We start from the raw sequence: 21347 nt of genomic DNA, 5'->3' as shown, positions 1-21347 counted from the left end.
ATGACTACCCTGACCGACAAGATCCGTCCCCGCCGCGATTCCGGCGCCCCGGAACCCAAGCCGCTCAAGCTGCCCAAGGTGCACACCCGCAAGACCACCGGCGACTGGGTCATCCTGTTCATCGCCATCATCATCGGCCTGTTCATCGCGATCCCGTTCGTGATGATCGTGATCAACTCCTTCAAGTCTCCGGCCGACTACAACAGCTCCGGCCCCCTTGCCCTGCCGAGCAACCTCTACTTCGACGGCATCATCAACTTCTGGACCAGGGTCAACTTCCCGGAGAAGCTCTGGAACAGCGTCGTCATCTCGAGTGTCGTCGCCGTGGCCGCCGTGCTGCTGTCGATGTTCAACGCCTACGCGATCGGGATCGGCCGCATCCGCGGTCGGACCTGGATCGTCGTCCTCATCCTGCTCGCCAACATGGTGCCGCAGGAGGCCCTGCTCTACCCGCTCTACTTCATGTTCAAGCAGGTCGGCCTCTACGACAACATCTGGGCCGTCATCATCATCTTCACGGTCATCCAGAGCGCCTTCGGCACCTACCTGCTGTCGAGCGTCTACGGAACCTTCCCGAAGGAACTCCTCGAGGCGGCCTCCCTCGACGGCGCGAGCCGCTGGCAGATCCTCTGGCGCGTCGTCTACCCGATCAGCCGGTCGACCCTCGCGGTGCTCCTGATCTTCTTCTTCATCTGGACCTGGAACGAATTCCTGATCCCGTTGACGTTCCTGGTCAGCAACGCGAACCAGACGGTCCCGGTCGCGATCAGCGTGCTGCAGGGCGATCGCCTGATGGACGTCACCACCACGAGCGCATCCGCATTGCTCGGCCTGCTGCCGACGCTCGTCTTCTTCCTCATCTTCCAGCGCACGCTGACGCGTGGCATTACCGCAGGAGCAGTCAAGTAATGAAGTTCACCGATGGATTCTGGCACGTGCGACCCGGCGTCACGCCGCTCTATGCGCAGGAGGCGTACGACCTCGAGGTCGTGCCCTGCGCGACGGGTGACGGCAACGCACTGCGGATCGACGCCCCCACCAAGGTCATCGCCCACCGCGGCGACGTGCTCAACCGTGCCCTGCTCTCGGTGACGCTGTCCTCCCCGCTGCCCGGCGTGATCCGGGTGCGGGTGGCCAAGAACACCGGCGGAGCCACGGAGCCCGGGTTCGAGCTCGACGGCGCCGTCACCGGCAGCGGCATCGTGTCCGTCGACGCGGACGGTGGGACGGTCACGAGCGGCCCCCTGACCGCGCGCATCGACAGGGGGAGCCCCTGGAGCCTCCGCTTCGAGGCCGACGGGCGCACCCTGACCGAGAGCGGGCCGAAATCGATCGGCTACCTGCAGCTCGCCGACGGCGCGCCGATCGCGGCGGAACCCACCGGGGTCTCCGGCGTCACGGAGACCGGGCTCGCCGCCGCATCCGCTTACGTGCACGCGCGGCTCGGGCTCGGCGTCGGCGAACTCGTCTACGGTCTCGGCGAACGCTTCGGCCCTCTCGTGAAGAACGGCCAGACCATCGACATCTGGAACGCCGACGGCGGCACCTCGAGCGAGCAGTCCTACAAGAACATCCCGTTCTACCTCACCAACCGGGGCTACGGCGTGCTCGTCAACCACGCAGAGCACGTCTCCTTCGAGGTCGGCACCGAGTCGGTCGAACAGGTGCAGTTCTCCGTCGCCGGAGAGTACCTCGAATACTTCGTGATCTACGGGCCGACGCCCAAGGACGTGCTCGGCCGCTACACGGAGCTGACCGGGCGCCCGGCCCAGGTGCCGGCCTGGTCGTACGGCCTCTGGTTGTCGACCTCGTTCACGACCCAGTACGACGAGGCGACGGTCAACTCCTTCATCGACGGCATGGCCGAACGCGACCTGCCGCTCTCGGTCTTCCACTTCGACTGCTTCTGGATGCGCGAATTCAACTGGACCGACTTCGAGTGGGACCCGCGGGTGTTCCCGGACCCCGAGGGGATGCTCGCCCGCCTGCACGGCAAGAACCTGCACGTGAGCGCCTGGATCAACCCGTACATCGCCCAGCGCGCCCCGATCTTCGCCGAGGCCCAGGCGGCCGGCTACCTCGTGAAGAGGGTTGACGGCTCCGTCTGGCAGTGGGACTTCTGGCAGGCAGGCATGGGCCTCGTCGACTTCACCAACCCGGATGCCGTCACCTGGTTCCAGGGCAAGCTGCGGCACCTGCTCGACCAGGGCGTCGACGCCATCAAGACCGACTTCGGCGAGCGGATCCCGCTCGACGTGGTCTGGCACGACGGTTCAAGCCCGGAGCGGATGCACAACTGGTACACCCAGCTCTACAACGCCGCCGTGTTCGAGGTGCTCCAGGAGCACCACGGCGTCGGCGACGCCGTTCTGTTCGCGCGATCCGCGACCGTCGGCGGCCAGAAGCAGCCGGTGCACTGGGGCGGGGACAACTCCTCGAGCTACGAGTCGATGGCGGAGACGCTGCGCGGCGGGCTCTCGCTCGCCCTCTCGGGCTTCGGGTTCTGGAGCCACGACATCGGCGGCTTCGAGGGCATGCCCAATGCGGCCGTGCTCAAGCGCTGGCTCGCCTTCGGCCTGATGTCGAGCCACTCCCGCCTGCACGGCTCCACGAGCTACCGGGTGCCGTGGCTCTTCGACGACGGCACGGAGGAACCGGGCCAGAGCGCCGTCGACGTCACCCGTCGCTTCACGAAGCTCAAGCTCTCGCTGATGCCCTACCTGTACCAGGTCGGCCTCGAGGCGCACCGCACCGGCATCCCCTTCATGCGACCGATGCAGATCGAATTCGCCGGCGACCCCGCGGTCGACTATCTCGACCGCCAGTACCTGCTCGGCCACGACCTGCTCGTCGCTCCCGTCTTCAGCGAGGCCGGCGACGTGTCGTACTACCTCCCCGCCGGGACGTGGACGAACTACCTGACCGGCGAGACCGCGGCCGGACCGGCCTGGCGCCGCGAGACCCACACGTTCGACAGTATTCCGTTGTGGGTGCGGGAGGGTGCTGTGCTCGCGACGGGCGCCAGGGACGACCGGCCGGACTACGACTACACCGATGACGTCCTGATCACGGTCTATCCCGGCGGCGACGCCACCAGGACCGTGCTCGTGTCGGATCCGCTCGGCGATTCCGTCGTGACCTTTACGATTGTGGAAGACGGCGACGGGGTCACGGTGCAGAGTGACTCGGACGCCGCGTTCCGCGCCAGGCGCGCGGGAGGCGACACCTCAGCATCCGCGAATCGAAAGGCCACCCTCTCATGACCGATTCCCGCCAGGGCAACCCGGACTACCGCGACTCGGGGCTGGAGTTCCCCGCCGGATTCGTGTTCGGTTCGGCGACGGCCGCGTACCAGATCGAGGGTGCCTTCGATGAGGATGGCCGCGGCCCGTCGATCTGGGACACCTTCAGCCACACGCCCGGCGCGATCCTGAACGGTGACACCGGCGACAAGGCGAGCGACCACTATCACCACCTCGAGGAAGACCTCGACCTGATGCAGCGGCTGGGCCTGCACGCGTACCGGTTCTCGATCTCGTGGTCCCGGATCCAGCCCACCGGCCGCGGCCCGGTCAACGAGAAGGGCCTCGCGTTCTACGAGCGGCTCGTCGACGGGCTGCTCGAGCGCGGCATTCGTCCGATCGCGACGCTCTACCACTGGGACCTCCCGCAGGCCCTGGAGGACGAGGGCGGCTGGACCAACCGCGAGACCGCGTACGCGTTCGCCGAGTACGCGCGGATCATGGGCGCGGCTCTCGGCGACCGGATCGACACCTGGACGACGCTCAACGAGCCGTGGTGCTCCGCGTACCTGGGCTACGGCTCCGGGGCGCACGCGCCCGGTCGAACCGACGGTGCGGAGGCGTTGACCGCGGTCCACCACCTCAACCTCGCGCACGGGCTCGCGATCACGGAACTCCGGAAGGTCGTCACGAACGAACCGGACTTCTCGATCACGCTCAACCTGCACGTCGTGCGAGGCGAGGGCCCCGGTGGGCCAGAGGCCGTTCGGCAGATCGACGGCCTCGGCAACCGGGTCTTCCTCGGCCCGTTGCTGAAGGGCGAGTACCCGGCGGATGTCCTCGCCGACACCGCAGCGATCACCGACTGGTCCTTCGTGCGGCCCGGCGACACCGAGATCATCCACCAGCCGATCGACGTGCTCGGCGTCAACTACTACTCGACCACGCGAGTGCGGCTCTGGGACGGCGAGGCCCCGCGCCAGAGCGCCGACGGCCACAAGGACGCCGCCGGCTCTCCCTGGCCCGGCGCCGACCGGGTAGAATTCGTGCAGCAGGCCGGCCCGTACACCGATATGGGCTGGAACATCGAGCCCGCGGGCCTCGAGGAACTGCTCGTGTCGCTCAGCGAGGAATTCCCGGACCAGCCGCTCATGATCACCGAGAACGGCGCAGCCTTCCCGGACACCCTCGTGCAGGAAGCGGACGGCCCCGCCGTGCACGACCCGCTGCGCACCGACTACCTGCAGCGGCACTTCACCGCCGCACACCGGGCCCTCGCGCGCGGCGTCGACCTGCGCGGGTACCAGGTCTGGTCGTTCATGGACAACTTCGAGTGGGCCTATGGCTACTCGATGCGGTTCGGCATCGTCTACGTGGACTACGACACCGAGGTGCGCACCCCCAAGGACAGTGCCCTCTGGTACGCGAAGCTCGTCGCCACGGGAATCATCCCCGCCGCCTGATCCCCGGAGGCTGATCCCGCCGCCTGATCCCGCTACCTTTCCGGTCGAGAGTGCCCGTTTCCGCGGTCGCTCTCGACCGGAAGGGTCACTCTGGCGCGCCGGGAAAACCGTGCACGCGCACGGTTTTGCGGTTTGGTGCAACAAATTCGGTTCCGGCCCTGAATTCTCACGTTGTAATTGCCAGATCTGCGTCCCTGGCCCAAAAGAGGGGGTGACTCGGGGCCGAATCCTGTTATATGTTGGATGCGTCAACATAAGCGCGTGTCGCCATGTTGATGACAGCGTTACAAGGGGGTAATGGTGGTTTTCCTGCCGCCTCCTCGTGCGATCACAGCATTCAGAGCAGAAAGCAGATCATGACGAAAACCAAGAGGCTGTTCACGATTGTCGCTACGGGGGCCGTTGCGCTCTCGCTCGCGGCGTGTTCAACGGCCACCACATCAGGGACCGGAAGCACCACGGCAGCAATCGCGGACTGCAACGTCGGCATCTCGATGCCCACGAGAAGCCTCGAGCGCTGGATCAACGACGGCGAAGGCCTCAAGACCAAGCTCGAAGGGGCCGGCTGCACCGTCGACCTTCAGTACGCCGACAACAAGACCGACCAGCAGATCAGCCAGATCCAGAACCAGGTCGCCGGCGGGGCCAAGATCCTCGTCGTCGCAGCGATCGACGGCAAGGTACTCGCACCGGCACTCGCCGACGCGAAGAAGCAGGACGCCACGGTCATCGCCTACGACCGCCTGATCAACGGGACCGCCGACGTCGACTACTACGCGACGTTCGACAACTACAAGGTCGGCCAGCTCCAGGGGCAGTTCATCGAGAAGGAACTCGGCCTCAAGGACGGCAAGGGTCCGTTCAACCTCGAGCCCTTCGCCGGCAGCCCCGACGACAACAACGCCAAGTTCTTCTTCTCCGGCGCATGGGACGTGCTCCTGCCCTACGTGACGAGCGGCCAGCTGGTCGTCCCGAGCGGCAAGGCTCCGAAGACGAACGACGCGTGGACCACGATCGGAATCCAGGGCTGGGCGTCCGACAAGGCACAGGCCGAGATGGACAACCGGCTCTCCTCGTTCTACGGCAACGGCGCCAAGGTCAACGTCGTGCTCTCCCCGAACGACAGCCTCGCGGTCGGCATCGAAGCCTCCCTGAAGTCGGCCGGCTACACCGCAGGCACCGACTACCCGATCATCACGGGCCAGGACGCGGACAAGGCGAACGTCAAGGCCATCCTCGCGGGCACCCAGTCGATGACCGTCTGGAAGGACACCCGTACCCTGGGCGCCCAGGTCTTCACGATGATCCAGTCGATCGCGGCCGGCACAACGGTCGAGGTGAACGACACCAAGACGTACGACAACGGCAAGAAGGTCGTCCCGTCCTACCTGCTGGCCCCTGAGGTCGTCACGAAGGACCTCGTGCAGACGAAGCTCATCGATTCCGGGTTCATCAAGGCATCGGACGTCGGCCTCTAAGCCGTACCGAAGAAACCGAATTCCGTACCGACTGCGGTGGTGGCGGGGCCCTGGGCTTCGCCACCACCGTGGTCGGTACGCACCCGAACGACGTATTCGCTGACAGGAGCGACACACATGAACGGTCCGATTCTTCGGATGATCGACATCGGGAAAGACTTCAGCGGGGTCAAAGCCCTCGACTCAGTCACCCTCGAAGTCGAGCGCGGCAAGGTGCACGGCATCTGCGGTGAGAACGGCGCAGGCAAGTCGACGCTGATGAAGGTGCTGAGCGGCGTCTACCCGCACGGCAGCTACGACGGCACGATCGAATTCGAGGGGGAAGAGGCCCAGTTCAGATCGATCAACGACAGCGAAGCGGTCGGGATCGTCATCATCCACCAGGAACTCGCGCTCAGCCCGTACCTCTCGATCGCGGAGAACATCTTCCTCGGCAACGAGAACGCCACCCGCGGCGTCATCGACTGGAACAAGACCAACCTCGAGGCCGCGAGCCTGCTCGCCCGGGTCGGTCTCGACGAGAACCCGGCCACGAAGGTGCTCGAGCTGGGCGTCGGCAAGCAGCAGCTCGTGGAGATCGCCAAGGCGTTGTCGAAGCGGGTCAAGCTCCTGATCCTCGACGAGCCGACCGCGGCTCTCAACGACGAAGACTCCGACCACCTGCTCGACCTGATCGAGCACCTGCGGGGCCAGGGCATCACGAGCATCATCATCTCCCACAAGCTCAAGGAGATCCGCCGGATCGCGGACACGGTGACCGTGATCCGGGACGGCAAGACGATCGAGACGATCGACATGCACGGTCCCGACGCGACCCAGGCCCGCATCATCCGCTCGATGGTCGGCCGCGACCTCAACAGCATGTTCCCGCCCAGGGACCCGAAGATCGGCGCAGAGATCCTCCGGGTCGAGGACTGGAACGCGTACCACCCGGTGGACACCGGCAGGAAGATCGTCGACAACGCCTCGTTCACCGTGCACGCGGGCGAGGTCGTCGGCTTCGCCGGGCTGATGGGCGCGGGCCGCACCGAACTGGCCATGAGCATCTTCGGACGCTCGTACGGCACCAACATCACCGGCCGGGTCTTCAAGAACGGCACCGAGATCTCGGTGCGCACGGTCGACGAAGCCATCCGCAACGGAATCGCGTACGCGACGGAGGACCGCAAGAAATACGGGCTCAACCTGATCGGCGACATCACCGTGAACGTCTCGGCGGCGGCGCTGGCGACCCTCGCCCGGTTCGGCGTGATCGACCGCCACCGCGAGTACAAGGTCGCGGACGACTACCGCAGGCGGATGAACATCAAGGCGCCGAGCGTCTCGTCGATCACCGGCCAGCTCTCCGGCGGCAACCAGCAGAAGGTCGTGCTGTCGAAGTGGGTCTTCACCGGCCCCGACGTGCTCTTCCTCGACGAACCGACCAGAGGCATCGACGTCGGCGCCAAGTACGAGATCTACGGCATCATCAACGAGCTCGCCGCGGCAGGAAAGGCCGTCGTCGTCATCTCCTCCGAACTACCGGAGCTTCTCGGCATCTCCGATCGCATCTACGCGATCTCCGAGGGTCGCATCACAGGCGAAGTCGCCGCGAAGGATGCCACCCAGGAAAGCCTCATGCACCTCATGACTGCGGGAAAGGACTAGACCGCAATGACCACCACCACCCCAGCCACGCGCAAGCCCCGGCTGGCCATCAACTTCCGCCAGTACGGCATTCTCGCCGCGCTCGTCGTCATCATCGTTCTGTTCGAAGTGCTCACGAAGGGCCGGCTGCTGCTGCCCGGCAACGTGAACAACCTCATCCAGCAGAACGCCTACGTGTTGATCCTCGCGATCGGCATGGTCGTCGTGATCATCGCCGGCCACATCGACCTCTCGGTCGGCTCCGTCGTCGCCATGGTCGGTGCGGTCTCGGCCATCGCGACGAACCAATGGGGCTTCCCGTGGTGGGCGGCCGTGTTGCTCGCCCTCGTCGTGGGTGCGGTCGTGGGCGCCTGGCAGGGCTTCTGGATCGCCTTCGTCGGAATCCCCGCCTTCATCGTGACCCTCGCCGGCATGCTGATCTTTCGCGGCCTCACGCTCGTCCTGCTGACCGGTGGCACGATCAGCGGGCTGCCGGACTCCTTCACGGCGATCGGCGCCGGTTGGTTGCCCGGAGTGCTGGGTGAGCTCGGCGGACGGGACACCCTGACTCTCGCCCTCGGCGCCATCACCTGCATCGCCCTCGTCGCGCAGCAGCTGCGCACCCGTGCGACCCTGCGGCGCCTCGAGCTGCCCATGGAGTCCGTCGTGCAGATGGCCGTCAAGTCCGGCATTGCGGTCATCGCGATCATGTGGCTGGCCTGGCTTCTCTCCGGTTACCGCGGCACCCCGATCATCCTGATCGTCCTCGCCGTCCTGATTCTCGGCTACACGTTCATGCTGAACCAGACCGTCTTCGGCCGTCACGTCTACGCGATCGGCGGCAACCTCTTCGCCGCCATGATGAGCGGCGTGAAGACCAAATGGGTCAACTTCTACGTCTTCGTCAACATGGGCGTGCTCGCCGGACTCGCCGGCGTGGACAGCACGGCCCGCGCAGGCGGCGCCGTGGCTTCGGCAGGGCAGAACTACGAACTGGACGCCATCGCCGCGGTCTTCATCGGCGGCGCAGCCGTTCAGGGCGGCGTGGGAACGGTCGTCGGAGCCATCGTCGGTGGCCTCGTGATGGGTGTCCTGAACATGGGACTGTCGATCCTCTCGGTGGATGCCGCGTGGCAGATGGCCATCAAGGGTCTCGTCCTCCTGCTCGCGGTCGCGTTCGACATCTTCAACAAGCGGCGCAGCGGCGGACGCTGACTCCGGGGCGCGGGCGGTAGCCTTGTGCAACACGCGCGGACGGAGGAGTACCAGGTGCAGGGCAACAACCACGACGACATCCGTCGGCACAACCTGTCGGTCATTCTGCGCCTCGTCCACCGCAACGGGCCCACCTCCCGCGCCCAGCTGACCCGCCTCACCGGGCTGAACCGGTCGACCATCGCCGCCCTCGTCGGCGAGCTCGCCCAGCTCGGCCTCGCGGGGGAGCGGGACCCGGACTCGACGAACCAGGTCGGCCGGCCGAGCCCCATCGTGCACGTGGCCGCCGCGGTCGTCGCCCTCGCCGTGAACCCCGAGATCGACGCGGTCACGATCGGGATCGTGGGCCTCGACGGCACCGTGCACCGCCGCATCCGCTACCCGACCGAGCACACCCCGAGCCCGACGGAGGCCGTCAACATCGCCGCAGCCGTCATCGACGGGATGCGCGGCGAGCTCGAGGCCCGGTTTCGGGTCGTCGGCATCGGTGTCGCCGTTCCGGGCCTCGTGCGCGCCCACGACGGGCTCGTCCGGCTCGCCCCGCACCTCGGCTGGGTCGACGAACCGCTCACGGACATGCTCGAGCAGGCCACCGGGTTTCCCGTCGTGGCCGCGAACGACGCGAGCCTCGGGGCGCTCGCCGAACGCTACTTCGGCGCGGGCAAGGGCATCACCGACCTGATCTACCTGAACGGCGGGGCAAGCGGCATCGGCGGCGGCATGATCGTCGGCGGCCTGCCCGTCGGCGGCGTCGCCGGCTATGCGGGCGAGTTCGGCCACACCCGCGTGAGTGGAAGCTCCCGCGTCGACTCCGCGGGGATCACGGGAACGCTCGAGGCCGAAGTGAGCCGGGAGGAACTGCTCGCGGTGCTCGGACTCTCCGGCTCCGGCGCGGACGCCGACGAACTCGAACGCGCCCTGCTCTCGACGGAATCCGCCGAGGTCCAGGCCGAGGTGCACCGCCAGCTCGACTTCCTCGCGGTCGCGCTCGGCGGGGCGATCAACATCCTCAACCCGCAGCTCGTCGTACTCGGCGGCTTCCTCGGCGCGCTCTTCAACGCGGATCCCGAACGCCTCCGCGCGGCCGTCGGTACCTGGTCGCTGCCGTCCTCCTTCGGGAGCGTGCGGATCACCGCGGCGGAACTGGGATCGAACCTGTTGATGATCGGTGCAGCGGAGCTCGCCTTCGAGGGCATCCTCGCCGACCCGAACGGGTTCGGCGTCTCCGACTGATCCGTCCGGCGTGTCGCGGTCCGGCGGGAATAGCCGGAGGGGCGCCCGCCTTGGCACCAGTGGGCGAGAGTGTCTTTCGTCGTGTGCACCCGGGCGCACGACAGGCGCGGTGACCGTCCGGCCTGCACCCAGCATGCGTCCCAGCGCCAGCCCCCAGCACCCACAGTGAGGACACGTCCGCCGTGAGCACCGCCACCGCCCCCATTTCCGTCGTCCGGCATCCCGGAGATGCCCTGACCCGGCCGCAGCGCCTGGTCTACGTGCTCGTGCTCGGAGCCCTCACCGCGCTCGGCCCGTTCACGATCGACCTCTACCTGCCCGCGTTCCCCACGCTCGAGAGCGAACTCGGCGTCTCCGCTGCGGCCATCCAGCTCACCCTGACCGGGACCATGATCGGCTTCGGCTTCGGCCAGCTCGTCGTCGGGCCGTGGAGCGACCGGGTCGGTCGGCGCCTGCCTCTGCTCCTCGCGACCGGGTTCCATATCCTTGCCAGCGTCGGCGCCGCACTGTCCCAGGACATCGTCTGGCTCGGCGTCTTCCGGGTGCTGATGGGCTTCGGCGCGGCGGCGGGCGCGGTCGTCGCCCTCGCGATGGTGCGTGACCTGTTCGGCGGCAAGCCGCTCGTGCGGATGCTGTCCCGGCTCGCCCTGGTCAGCGGGCTCGCCCCCGTGCTCGCCCCGGTGATCGGGTCGCAGCTCCTCCTCGTGATGAGCTGGCGCGGCATCTTCTGGGTGCTCGCCGGCTACGGCGTCGTCGTCGTGGTGGCTGTCGCGTTCCTGATCGTCGAAACCCTCCCGACGCTGGAACGCCACGCCTCCGGGCACAACACACTCGCCCAGCGCTACCGGGCCGTGCTCGGCGACCGCACCTTCGTCGGGGTCGCGATCATCGGAGCGATGACCTTCACCGGGCTGTTCTCCTACCTCTCCGCCTCGCCCTTCCTGTTCCAGCAGGTGTACGCGTTCAGCCCGCAGCAGTACGGGGTGCTGTTCGCGGTGAACTCGCTCGGCATCGTCGCGGGCGTGCAGCTCTCCTCTGTGCTGATGCACCGTTTCAACGTCGCCCCGCAGTGGATCATCGCCGTATCGACGATCGTGCTGCTCACGGCGGCGATGGCGATCCTCGTGCTCGACCGCGCCGGCGCCGGCCTCTGGGGCACCCTCGTTCCGCTCTGGGTGTTCATCGCCGCGTGCGGCTTCACCTTCCCGTCGGCGCAGGTGATCGCGCTGGATGCGCACGGTCACGAGGCCGGGACCGCCGCGTCGCTGCTCGGCGCGGCCAACTTCGGGGTCGCGGGGCTGATCTCCCCGATCGTCGGACTGCTCGGGGTGGGCACCGCCGTGCCGATGTCCGCGGTCATGGGCGTGACGGCCGTTGTCTCGATCGTCGTGCTGTGGACCCTCGTGCGGCCGCGGTCGCTCGGGACGCTCGACGCGGCCTGAACCGCGCGGCCCGCGCCGGGCGCGACGTAGGCTGGACGCAGGTGCGACCTGGCACCCTGGGGACTCTCGATGCAGCCGGACCCGGCCCGCGGCATCCTGACTCGCGGGAAACCGAGCAAAGGACCCCGCCCTGACCACCGAATCACTGACCGTGATCACCGCCGCAGACCTGCGGGCGACCGGGAGGCACCCGGGTGATGCGCTGTCCCGCGGGCAGCGGCTCGTCTACGTACTCATTCTCGGCGCGCTCACGGCGCTCGGCCCGTTCACGATCGACCTGTATCTTCCCGCGTTCCCGACACTGCAGAGCGAGCTCGGCGTCTCGGCGGCCGCCATCCAGCTCACCCTGACCGGCACCATGGTCGGGTTCGGGCTCGGCCAGCTCATCGTCGGGCCGTGGAGCGACAAGGTCGGCCGCCGACTGCCGCTCATGCTCGCGGCCGGCTTCCACATTGCGAGCAGCGTCGGCGCCGCGCTCTCGCCCGACATCGTCTGGCTCGGTGTCTTCCGCGTGCTGATGGGCTTCGGCGCCGCGGCGGGCGTCGTCGTCGCCCTCGCCATGGTGCGCGACCTGTTCGGCGGCAAGCCGCTCGTGCGGATGCTGTCCCGACTGGCCCTGATCAGCGGACTCGCGCCCGTGGTCGCTCCTGTTCTCGGCTCGCAGCTGCTGCTCGTGATGAACTGGCGCGGCATCTTCATCGTTCTCGCCGGGTACGGCGCTGTCGTGATCGCCGCGGTCGCCATCTGGATCGTCGAGACCCGGCCGGTGAACGAGCGCCACCACGCCGGGCACAGCACCCTCGGCCAGCGTTACCGGGCGGTGCTCGGCGACCGCACCTTCGTCGGCGTCGCGATCGTCGGCGCGATGACCTTCACCGGGCTGTTCTCCTACCTGTCGGCATCGTCGTTCCTGTTCCAGCAGGTCTATGCGTTCACGCCGCAGCAATACGGGGTGCTGTTCGCGGCGAACTCCCTCGGCATCGTCGTCGGGGTGCAGACGAGCTCCCGGCTGATGCACCGCCACAACGTCGCCCCGCAGTGGATCCTGGCCTGCTCGACCGCCGCGCTCGCCGTGTTCGCGACCCTGATGCTCGTGCTCGGCCTCGTCGACGCCGGGCTCTGGGGCGTGATCGTGCCGCTCTGGTTCTTCATCGCGGCGTGCGGATTCACCTTCCCCTCCGTGCAGGTGATCGCGCTCAACGCGCATCCGCACGAAGCGGGCACGGCGGCGTCCCTCCTCGGGGCGGGCAACTACGGGCTCGCGGGTCTCGTCTCGCCGGTCGTCGGGATGCTCGGGGTCTCGACCGCGGTGCCGATGGCCGCGGTCATGCTCGGGACCGCGCTCGCCTCGGTGTGCTCCCTGTGGTTCGTGTTGCGCCCGCGGACGGTCCCGCGCCTCGCCCACTGAGCGCGCCCGCCGGGCAGCTGCGGCCGGTGCGGACAACTGCGGCCGGTGCGGACGACTGTGGCTCGCGCACGGGCAACAGGTGTCCGTGGCGGGAACGGGTGCGGGGGTCCGCCCCGAGGTCGGCCTAACATGGCCTGATGGACGATGACAGCGCCCGCGCACCCGAGCCAGACCCTGCACCCGCCGTCGCCCCGGAAACCGCGGCGGCCCCGGCGGCCCGACGCGTCGCCCGGCGCTGGCCTCTCCTCAGCGGTCTCGTGGCGGTACTCCTTGCCGCGGGCCTCGGCGCCCTGATCGTCTTTCGCGACAACGGGAATCCGCTCGTTATCGACACCGAGTGGATGGCCGAGATCATCGAGCACCGGGCGCCGATCTGGGAGTACGCCTCGCTCGTGATGAACTTCCTCGGCGCGGGAATCGCCGGGGTCGTGATCATCCCGGTCCTGATCCTGGTGGGACTGCTCCTGCTGAAACGTCCCTGGGCGGCGGGCTACTTCCTGGTGGCAACGATCGTCAGTTCCGGGCTCGTGCAACTTCTCAAGAACCTGTTCGGCCGCGCCCGCCCTCAGGACATGCTGGTCACCAGCGATTTCGGTTCATTCCCCTCCGGGCATGTAGCGAATGCGGCGACGATGGTCGTCTGCCTCGCCCTGATCTTCCCGAAAGTGTGGGTCTGGGTGGCCGGCGCGGTCTGGGCCGTCGCGATGATGGTCAGCCGCACCTACCTCGGCGCGCACTGGCTCACCGACACCATCGGCGGCCTGCTGCTCGGCATCGGCGTCGCCGTGCTGCTCTGGGCGCCCCTCGCCGCGAAACTGGACGGCGAGCGCCGGCTGGCCCGCCGGCATCCGCCCGCCCCAGAACCGGTTCGGCACCCCTTGTGAGGCTTGTGTACCCGGGACGGGTGTTTCGGGCCGTTTGAGGTGAAAATTCCGTCGAATTGGTCGGGATGCGGGGCAGACAACGGCGGATGAGCGCGGTAGCGTCATCGAATGAGAATCCTCCTTGTCGGGGCGGGCGGCGTCGGAGACGCGTTCGCGAAGATCATCGCCCGCCGGTCGTTCTTCGAGCGGGTGATCGTGAGTGACTACGACATCGGCCGGGCGGAACGGACGATCGCCGCCGTCGCAGCGAAGTACGGTGACGAGAGCGCGGCCCGGTTCACAGCGGCCCAGATCGATGCGGGGGATCCGGACCGCGTCGCATCGGTCGCTCGGGAACACGGCGCGACGCACGTGATGAACGCGGTCGAGCCGAAGTTCGTGCCGAGCGTGTTCGCCGGGGCGCTCGCCGCAGGCTGCGACTACCTCGACATGGCGGCGAGCCTTTCCGAACCGCACCCGACCGACCCGTACCACGAGACCGGCGTCAAGCTCGGCGATGACCAGTTCGCGCTCGCCGCAGACTGGGAGACCGCCGGGCGGCTCGCCCTCGTCGGGATGGGCGTCGAGCCGGGGCTGTCCGACGTGTTCGCCCGGTACGCCGCAGACCACCTGTTCAGCGAGATCGACGAGCTCGGCACCCGCGACGGCGCCAATCTCGTCGTGCGCGACGAGTCCGGTGCCGAGATCTTCGCGCCCTCGTTCAGCATCTGGACCACGATCGAGGAGTGCCTGAACCCGCCGGTGATCTTCGAGAAGGACCGCGGCTGGTTCACGACGCAGCCGTTCAGCGAACCGGAGATCTTCGACTTCCCGGAGGGGATCGGCCCGGTCGAGTGCGTGAACGTCGAGCACGAAGAGGTGTTGCTGATGCCGCGCTGGCTCGACGCGAAGCGGGTCACCTTCAAGTACGGGCTTGGTGAGGAGTTCATCGGCGTGTTGCAGACCCTGCACCGCCTCGGCCTCGACAGCGTGACCCCGGTGCGGGTGCGCAGTGAGTCCGGGCCCGTGTGGGTCGCGCCCCGCGACGTCGTCGCGGCGAGCCTGCCCGACCCGGCCACGATCGGACCCCGGATGACCGGGAAGACCTGCGCCGGGGTCTGGGTCACGGGCACAGGGGTCGACGGGGAGCCGCGCGAGGTGTACCTGTACCACGTGAGCGACAACGAGTGGACGATGCGCGAGTACGACGCCCAGTGCGTGGTCTGGCAGACCGCCCTCAACCCGGTGATCGCCCTCGAACTGCTCGCGACCGGCGCCTGGAGCGGACTCGGTGTGCTCGGTCCCGAGGCGTTCGACGCGAAACCGTTCCTCGACCTGATGAGCGCGAGCGAGGAATCCGGTGGATATGGCGAGCCCTGGGGGATGGAAGACCGGCTGGTGCGGCCCGCTTCCGCGGCCGGCCCGGCATGATCAACGGCGAGGTCTCGTTCTGGTGGAACCAGCTCGGCCGGCCGACGCAGCGTCCGCCGCTACCCGGTGCTCTCCGCGCCGACGTCTGCATCGTCGGCGCCGGCTACACCGGACTCTGGACCGCCTACTACCTGAAGAAGGCGGCGCCCGGCCTGCGCATCGTGATCCTCGAGCAGCGTTTCGCCGGTTACGGGGCCTCCGGGCGGAACGGCGGCTGGCTGACGAACTCGATCACGGGAGGACGCGAGCAGTATGTCGCCACCCACGGGCGGGACTCCGCGGCCCGGTTCCAGACCGCGATGAACGACACCGTCGACGAGGTGATCCGGGTCGCCGCCGCCGAGGGCATCGACGCCGACATCGTCAAGGGCGGCGAGTTCACCGTTGCGTGCGAAGTGCCCCAGCAGCGGCGGCTCGAGGCGAGCGCCCGGGCCGAACAGGAGTGGGCGGAAACGGATGTCGAGCTCCTGACGGCTGCGGAGGCATCCGCTCGCGTGAACGTCGTCGGAGCCACGGGAGCGATGTGGCACCCGCACTGCGCTCGCATCCACCCGGCGAAACTCGCCGCCGGACTCGCCGGGGTCGTCGAGGCACTCGGCGTCGAGATCTACGAGGACACCACCGTGACCGAGATCACGCCGCACCGCGCGGTCACGGCGCGCGGGGTCGTCGCCGCCGACGTCGTCGTGCGGGCGACCGAAGGCTTCACCGCGGGACTGCGCGGCCTGCACCGGGCCTGGCTGCCGATGAACTCGTCGCTGATCGCGACGTCGCCGCTCGCGCCGGCGGTCTGGGAGAGCATCGGCTGGGACGCTTGCGAGACCCTCGGCGATATGGCGCACGCCTACATGTACGCCCAGCGCACCGCCGACGACCGCATCGCGATCGGCGGCCGCGGGGTGCCGTACCGGTTCGGGTCGCGGACGGACTCCGACGGGCGCACCCCTGCGGGCACGGTCGACGCGCTGCGCGGCATCCTCAACCGGTTCTTCCCCGCGACGACAGGGGTGACGATCGACCACGCCTGGTCCGGCGTGCTCGGGGTTCCTCGGGACTGGGCCGCGACGGTCGGCCTCGACCCGGCGACCGGGCTCGCCTGGGCGGGCGGGTACGTCGGAACCGGGGTCGCGACCACGAACCTGGCCGGGCGCACGCTGACCGAGCTGATCCTCGCGCGGGCCGCCGGGAACGCACCGGGCGGTGCGGCCGGTGGTGCGGCCGGTGCTGCGGCCGCGCTGAGTGAGCTGCCCTGGGTCAACCATCGGGTGCGGAACTGGGAGCCCGAGCCGCTGCGCTGGCTTGCGGTGACCGGGCTGTATCGCGCGTACGGGATCGCGGACCGCGCCGAGCACGGCGGCCGCCGCACGACGACCTCGCCGCTCGCGACGATCGCCGATCGCGTCTCGGGCCGAGGCCACTGAACCGATTCGACGGAGTTCTTGGGTGTCGAACGCGTGGGAGCGCGGTCGCGGCGGACGCCCTGGGTCGGGCCGGCCGCGGATGTGGTCTACTCGAGGCATGAACGTTCCGCCGGCGCCCCGTGCGCCCGATGCTTCCGCCGAAACTTCCGCCGAGACCCTCGTGGCCGCATACCGGGTCGCGCTGGCCGCGGCCGACGCGGCCGCGGTGAGCGTGCGTGCGGCGCGCCCCGAAGACCTGCCCGCGGTCGTCGCGCTCTTCGAGCGCACCTGGGGTGCCGGACGCAGCCCGGACGCCTCTCTCCTGCGCGCCCTCGACCACGCCGGTAACACGGTGCTCGTCGCCACGAGTGACGCCGATGCTGCACCCGCGTTCGTCGGGGCCGCACTCGGCTTCCTCGGCTGGACGGGCGGCATCCACCTGCACTCGCACATGACGGCCGTCGCCCCCGGGCTGCGCGGCGGCGGGGTCGGCTACGCGCTCAAGCTCTTCCAGCGCGCGGTCTGCCTCGAGCACGGCGTCGACGAGATGCGCTGGACCTTCGACCCGCTGATCCGCCGCAACGCGCACTTCAACCTCGTGAAACTCGGGGCAGAGGTGACCGACTTCCACCCCGACTTCTACGGGCGACTCGACGACGCGATCAGCGGCAGCGACCGCAGCGACCGGTTCGAGGTGCGCTGGCGCCTCGACTCGCGTCGGGTGCGTGCGGCGCTCGCCGGTTCCCCGCGGCCGCAGTGGAGCAGCGCCGAACCGACCCGCGACGGGCTGCCCGCCCCAGAACCCCTGCGGCTCGACCCTGACTTCGAGCGACTCCGCGACGACGCACCGGATGCCGCGGCCCGGCAACGCACCGACTCCCGCGTCGTGTTCGCCGAGGCCTTCTCCCGCGGCCTCCGGCCCGAACTCGCCGGCGACTCCTGGGTGTTCACCTCCCGCCCCGCAGACCCCGCCTGACCCGCCTCGCCCCGCCCTATCTCCCCCCGACACGCCGCCCTTCGTGCGCGTGTGTTCCGCGAGAGCGCACTTGTGGCCCTTAAACCCGAGGTTTAAGGGCCACAAGTGCGCTCTCGCGGCCGGGATTTTGGCGCACGGATCGCGTGTGGGACTAGGATCGCGCCATGAATCCGAGCGACGCCGCCGATCACCTGTCCGAACTCCAGGCCGCAGCCGAGGCCGCGGTCGCCGCGGCCCGCCAGGCGCAGGCCGACGCCGAAGCCGCCCTCGCGAGAGTGCAGGCTGCGGCCGTTCAGGAGCAGGCGGATGCCGCGACGGCGACCGCCCAGACCGGGTCCGGCCCGGCGGCACCGGTGCCGGCACCCGCGGCACCCGCGGCACCTGCGGCGCCCGCGGCACACGCAACACCGCTCACGGCCGCCCAGGTCGACGTGATCCGGGCCGGCTACGCCTTCAGCGGGCCGGCGCTCGAGATGGGGGCCCTCGTCAACGGCGACGCCCTCGCCGACGTGCCGATCCGGATCCCGCTCGCGATGACCAACCGGCACGGCCTCGTCGCCGGCGCCACCGGAACCGGCAAGACCCGCACCCTGCAGGTGCTCGCCGAGCAGCTCTCCGCGCACGGCGTGCCCGTGTTCGCCGCCGACATCAAGGGCGACCTGTCCGGGGTCGCGACCGCGGGCGTGCCGAACGACAAGCTGCTCGCCCGCACCCGCGGCATCGGGCAGGGCTGGGCCGGCCAGGCCGCCCCGACCGAGTACTTCTCCCTCGGCGGCACCGGCCGCGGTGTACCGGTGCGCGCGACCGTCGCCGGGTTCGGCCCGCTGCTCCTCAGCAAGGTCCTCGGCCTCAACGACACCCAGGAGTCCAGCCTCGGCCTCGTCTTCCACTACGCCGACCAGGCCGGCCTGCCGCTGCTCGACCTCACCGACCTGCGCGCGGTCCTGAGCTTCCTGACGAGCCCGGCAGGCAAAGCCGAGCTCGCCGGGCTCGGCGGACTGTCCCCGGCGACCGTCGGCGTGATCCTCCGCGAGCTGATCACCTTCGCCGACCAGGGCGCCGACGTGTTCTTCGGCGAGCCCGAGATCGACACCCGGGAGTTCCTCCGCACCGCGCCGGACGGCCGCGGCGTGATCAGCCTGCTCGAGGTGCCCGGCGTGCAGAACCAGCCAGCGCTCTTCTCGACGTTCCTGATGTGGCTCCTCGCCGACCTCTACAACGACCTGCCAGAGGTCGGCGACCTCGACAAGCCCAAGCTCGTGTTCTTCTTCGACGAGGCGCACCTGCTCTTCGCGAACGCCTCCAAGGACTTCCTCGCGTCGATCACCCAGACCGTTCGGCTCATCCGCTCGAAGGGAGTCGGCATCTTCTTCGTCACCCAGACCCCCAAGGACGTGCCCGGCGATGTGCTCGCCCAGCTCGGCTCCCGTGTGCAGCACCAGCTGCGGGCCTTCACCCCGGACGACGCCAAGGCGTTGCGGGCGACCGTCTCGACGTTCCCGAACTCCGGTTACGACCTCGAAGAGGTGCTCACCGGGCTCGGAACCGGCGAGGCGATCGTGACGGTGATGAACGAGAAGGGCGCCCCGAGTCCCGTGGCCTGGACGCGACTGCGCGCGCCGCAGGGGTCGATGTCTCCGACTGCGGATGCCGCGATCGAGTCGGCCGTCGCGGCCTCGCCGCTCCTGGCGACATACGGCGCCGCGATCGACCGGGAATCGGCGCGGGAGATCCTCGCGACCAAGCTCGAGGCGGCGAACCGGGCCGCGGCCGAGCAGCAGGCGGCAGAGCAGGCGGCGCTCGATGCGGCGAAGGCGGCCGCGGAGCGCGAGAAGGCGGACAAGGTCGCCGCCGCGCAGGAGGCGAAGGATGCGCGGGCCGGGGAGCAGGCCGACCGGAAGGCGCAGGCCGAATACGACCGGCTGATGCGGCAGACCGCGGGCCCGGCGCGCACCCGCACGAGCGCGAAGCCGCAGAAGAGCGTGCTCGAGGAGGTGCTCGGGTCGTCCGTGACGAAGTCGATCCTGACCGGGGTCGTTGCCGGCATCTTCGGAACCCGCCGCCGGCGCTGAGCCGCCGCCCGGCATCCGCTCAGCTTGTGTGGGAGGTGTAGCGGCGCTCGAACCAGTAGAGCAGCTCGGGCCGGGACCGGTTGAGGTCCTGCAGCGTCATCGGTTCGGCGACCCGCACGATCGGCGCGTCGAGCTGTTCGACGATCAGCTCCATCGCCCCGCGCGAATAGAACTGGCCGCGCATCCGCAGCAGCAGCCGGCCGTCGAGTCCCGTGATGAACAGCTGCGGGTGCGTGTCGAGCGCGCCGCTTTCGTAGAGGTCGAGCAGCACGATGGTGCCGATCACGGACTTGTCGTAGCTCGTGACCCTGCCCAGGAAGCCGCGTTCGGAGACGCCGTCCCTGTCGACCCAGATCACGGTGCGGAAGAACGCGATCGCGGCGAGAACGCAGATGGCGACGAGGATGATCTGGCCGACGAAAACCGGTCGCCAGGAATCTGTCGGGATCGTGAGCCAGTAGAGCACGGCGGAAACCGGGGCGACGAGGGCGAGCACGGACAGACCGGACTGCCGGAGCAACCGGCCGTGCGGTCTCAGAGCGTGCGCCCGAATGAGCGGTCCCCCAGTGACTTTCACCTTAAGCGTTCCCCCTAGCCGGTGTACCCAGATTATCGCGAATGAGAGAGCGTGCCGGATAGCCACCTTAAAGGGGACAGCACGCCGCACCCCGGTGCCCGGGTGCGTGCGGGCAGACGCCGGAACCGGGCGGCACGAGGGGATCGTGCCGCCCGGTTCCGGGTGGAGGCTGCGGTGCAGCCGGTCGTGCGGGCCGGGTCAGCGGCCGAGGATGCCGCCGAGGTCGATTCCGGTGCCGGTGCCGTTCGTGGCGCCGGTGCTGCCGGAGCCGCTGAGGGCACCGTCGACGATGTCGCTGACGCTCGCACCGATGTCATCGACCGACGCCGAGGTGCCGTTGCCGGCCGGAGCGGTGACAGGAGCGGTGACGGGCGCGGTCGTGTCGGTGGTGAGCGGAGCGGTCAAGGGAGCCGTGACCGGGGCGGTCACCGGAGCAGTGACGGCCGTGTCGTTGCCGGAGGCGACCGGGACGTCGTTGCCGGACGCGACCGGGACGGAGGTGCCGTTGCCGATCGAGGCGCCGTTGCCGACGGAGTTGCCCGAGACGACCGGGCCGGAAACCAGCGGGGCGTTCAGCACTCCGCCGCCGAGGGCATCCGTGCTGGTTCCGTTCGCGCCGGACCCGTTCAGGCCGGACCCGTTCGCGTCGATGCCGCGCAGCGCGTCGTTCAGCAGGCCGAAGTCGACCGTGTTGGCCAGGCTGCTGCCGTCACTGCCCGAGGGGGAGACCGTACCGGTTTCCGCTGCCTGCGCCGGGGCGACGAAGCCGCAGACGATGAGTGCGGATGCCGCGACTCCGGTGATTCCGAATGCGGTGAGACGCTTCGTGATGGTGTTCATGAGAGCTCCATTTCGTAGTTCTGGTCCGGCCTCGGGTATTCCCCGGGCCGCACAAGTAGTCCGGAGCCCTCGTCGAGGCGG

Annotated in this window: 16 protein-coding genes; 14 read left to right on the top strand and 2 right to left on the bottom strand. The window is 69.0% G+C overall.

What is annotated here, in order from left to right:
- The 14 genes from E3O46_RS10525 (at nucleotide 1) to E3O46_RS10460 (ending at nucleotide 19849) form a co-directional block, all read left to right on the top strand.
- Entirely contained in the window at nucleotides 1-909 is a 909-nt protein-coding gene (locus E3O46_RS10525) for a carbohydrate ABC transporter permease (RefSeq protein WP_134446850.1), read from the top strand.
- Entirely contained in the window at nucleotides 909-3263 is a 2355-nt protein-coding gene (gene yicI, locus E3O46_RS10520; protein ID WP_134561662.1) for an alpha-xylosidase, read from the top strand. Before E3O46_RS10525 ends, yicI begins: the two co-directional genes overlap by 1 nt.
- Complete coding sequence (locus E3O46_RS10515; RefSeq protein WP_134561661.1) at nucleotides 3260-4705, top strand: GH1 family beta-glucosidase; 1446 nt, start codon at nucleotides 3260-3262, stop codon at nucleotides 4703-4705. The genes yicI and E3O46_RS10515 overlap by 4 nt, the downstream gene beginning before the upstream one ends.
- Before the next feature lie 356 nt (nucleotides 4706-5061).
- Nucleotides 5062-6183, top strand: coding sequence for a multiple monosaccharide ABC transporter substrate-binding protein (gene chvE, locus E3O46_RS10510; protein ID WP_134446856.1), 1122 nt, complete (start codon nucleotides 5062-5064; stop codon nucleotides 6181-6183).
- 117 nt (nucleotides 6184-6300) lie between these two features.
- The gene (gene mmsA, locus E3O46_RS10505; RefSeq protein ID WP_134561660.1) at nucleotides 6301-7830 is read left to right on the top strand and encodes a multiple monosaccharide ABC transporter ATP-binding protein; all 1530 of its coding nucleotides are present in this window, start codon (nucleotides 6301-6303) and stop codon (nucleotides 7828-7830) included.
- A 6-nt stretch (nucleotides 7831-7836) separates the two neighbouring features.
- Nucleotides 7837-9024, top strand: a complete 1188-nt coding sequence (mmsB, locus tag E3O46_RS10500; RefSeq protein WP_134446860.1) for a multiple monosaccharide ABC transporter permease — start codon at nucleotides 7837-7839, stop codon at nucleotides 9022-9024.
- A gap of 54 nt (nucleotides 9025-9078) precedes the next feature.
- Complete coding sequence (locus E3O46_RS10495; protein ID WP_134561659.1) at nucleotides 9079-10257, top strand: ROK family transcriptional regulator; 1179 nt, start codon at nucleotides 9079-9081, stop codon at nucleotides 10255-10257.
- A 182-nt stretch (nucleotides 10258-10439) separates the two neighbouring features.
- Entirely contained in the window at nucleotides 10440-11699 is a 1260-nt protein-coding gene (locus tag E3O46_RS10490) for a multidrug effflux MFS transporter (RefSeq protein WP_241984983.1), read from the top strand.
- Nucleotides 11700-11850: 151 nt separating this feature from the next.
- Entirely contained in the window at nucleotides 11851-13107 is a 1257-nt protein-coding gene (locus E3O46_RS10485) for a multidrug effflux MFS transporter (protein ID WP_241975172.1), read from the top strand.
- A 137-nt stretch (nucleotides 13108-13244) separates the two neighbouring features.
- Complete coding sequence (locus E3O46_RS10480) at nucleotides 13245-13991, top strand: phosphatase PAP2 family protein (protein ID WP_134561658.1); 747 nt, start codon at nucleotides 13245-13247, stop codon at nucleotides 13989-13991.
- 108 nt (nucleotides 13992-14099) lie between these two features.
- Complete coding sequence (locus tag E3O46_RS10475) at nucleotides 14100-15401, top strand: saccharopine dehydrogenase family protein (protein ID WP_134561657.1); 1302 nt, start codon at nucleotides 14100-14102, stop codon at nucleotides 15399-15401.
- The gene (locus tag E3O46_RS10470; RefSeq protein ID WP_134561656.1) at nucleotides 15398-16822 is read left to right on the top strand and encodes an NAD(P)/FAD-dependent oxidoreductase; all 1425 of its coding nucleotides are present in this window, start codon (nucleotides 15398-15400) and stop codon (nucleotides 16820-16822) included. Before E3O46_RS10475 ends, E3O46_RS10470 begins: the two co-directional genes overlap by 4 nt.
- A 97-nt stretch (nucleotides 16823-16919) precedes the next feature.
- Complete coding sequence (locus E3O46_RS10465) at nucleotides 16920-17777, top strand: GNAT family N-acetyltransferase (RefSeq protein WP_134561655.1); 858 nt, start codon at nucleotides 16920-16922, stop codon at nucleotides 17775-17777.
- 164 nt (nucleotides 17778-17941) lie between these two features.
- Nucleotides 17942-19849, top strand: a complete 1908-nt coding sequence (locus tag E3O46_RS10460; protein WP_134561654.1) for a helicase HerA-like domain-containing protein — start codon at nucleotides 17942-17944, stop codon at nucleotides 19847-19849.
- 19 nt (nucleotides 19850-19868) lie between these two features.
- Here E3O46_RS10460 and E3O46_RS10455 read toward each other — a convergent pair whose 3' ends face one another.
- The gene (locus tag E3O46_RS10455; RefSeq protein ID WP_134446874.1) at nucleotides 19869-20345 is read right to left on the bottom strand and encodes a hypothetical protein; all 477 of its coding nucleotides are present in this window, start codon (nucleotides 20343-20345) and stop codon (nucleotides 19869-19871) included.
- Between the two features lie 279 nt (nucleotides 20346-20624).
- The gene (locus E3O46_RS10450; RefSeq protein WP_134558027.1) at nucleotides 20625-21266 is read right to left on the bottom strand and encodes a RodZ family helix-turn-helix domain-containing protein; all 642 of its coding nucleotides are present in this window, start codon (nucleotides 21264-21266) and stop codon (nucleotides 20625-20627) included.
- Nucleotides 21267-21347: the final 81 nt, after the last annotated feature.

It is taken from the genome of Cryobacterium glucosi (genome assembly GCF_004402235.1).
GTDB classification, from domain to species: domain Bacteria; phylum Actinomycetota; class Actinomycetes; order Actinomycetales; family Microbacteriaceae; genus Cryobacterium; species Cryobacterium glucosi.
The sequence above is the reverse complement of the archived record's forward strand: the minus strand, read 5'-3'. Positions and strand labels throughout refer to the sequence as shown.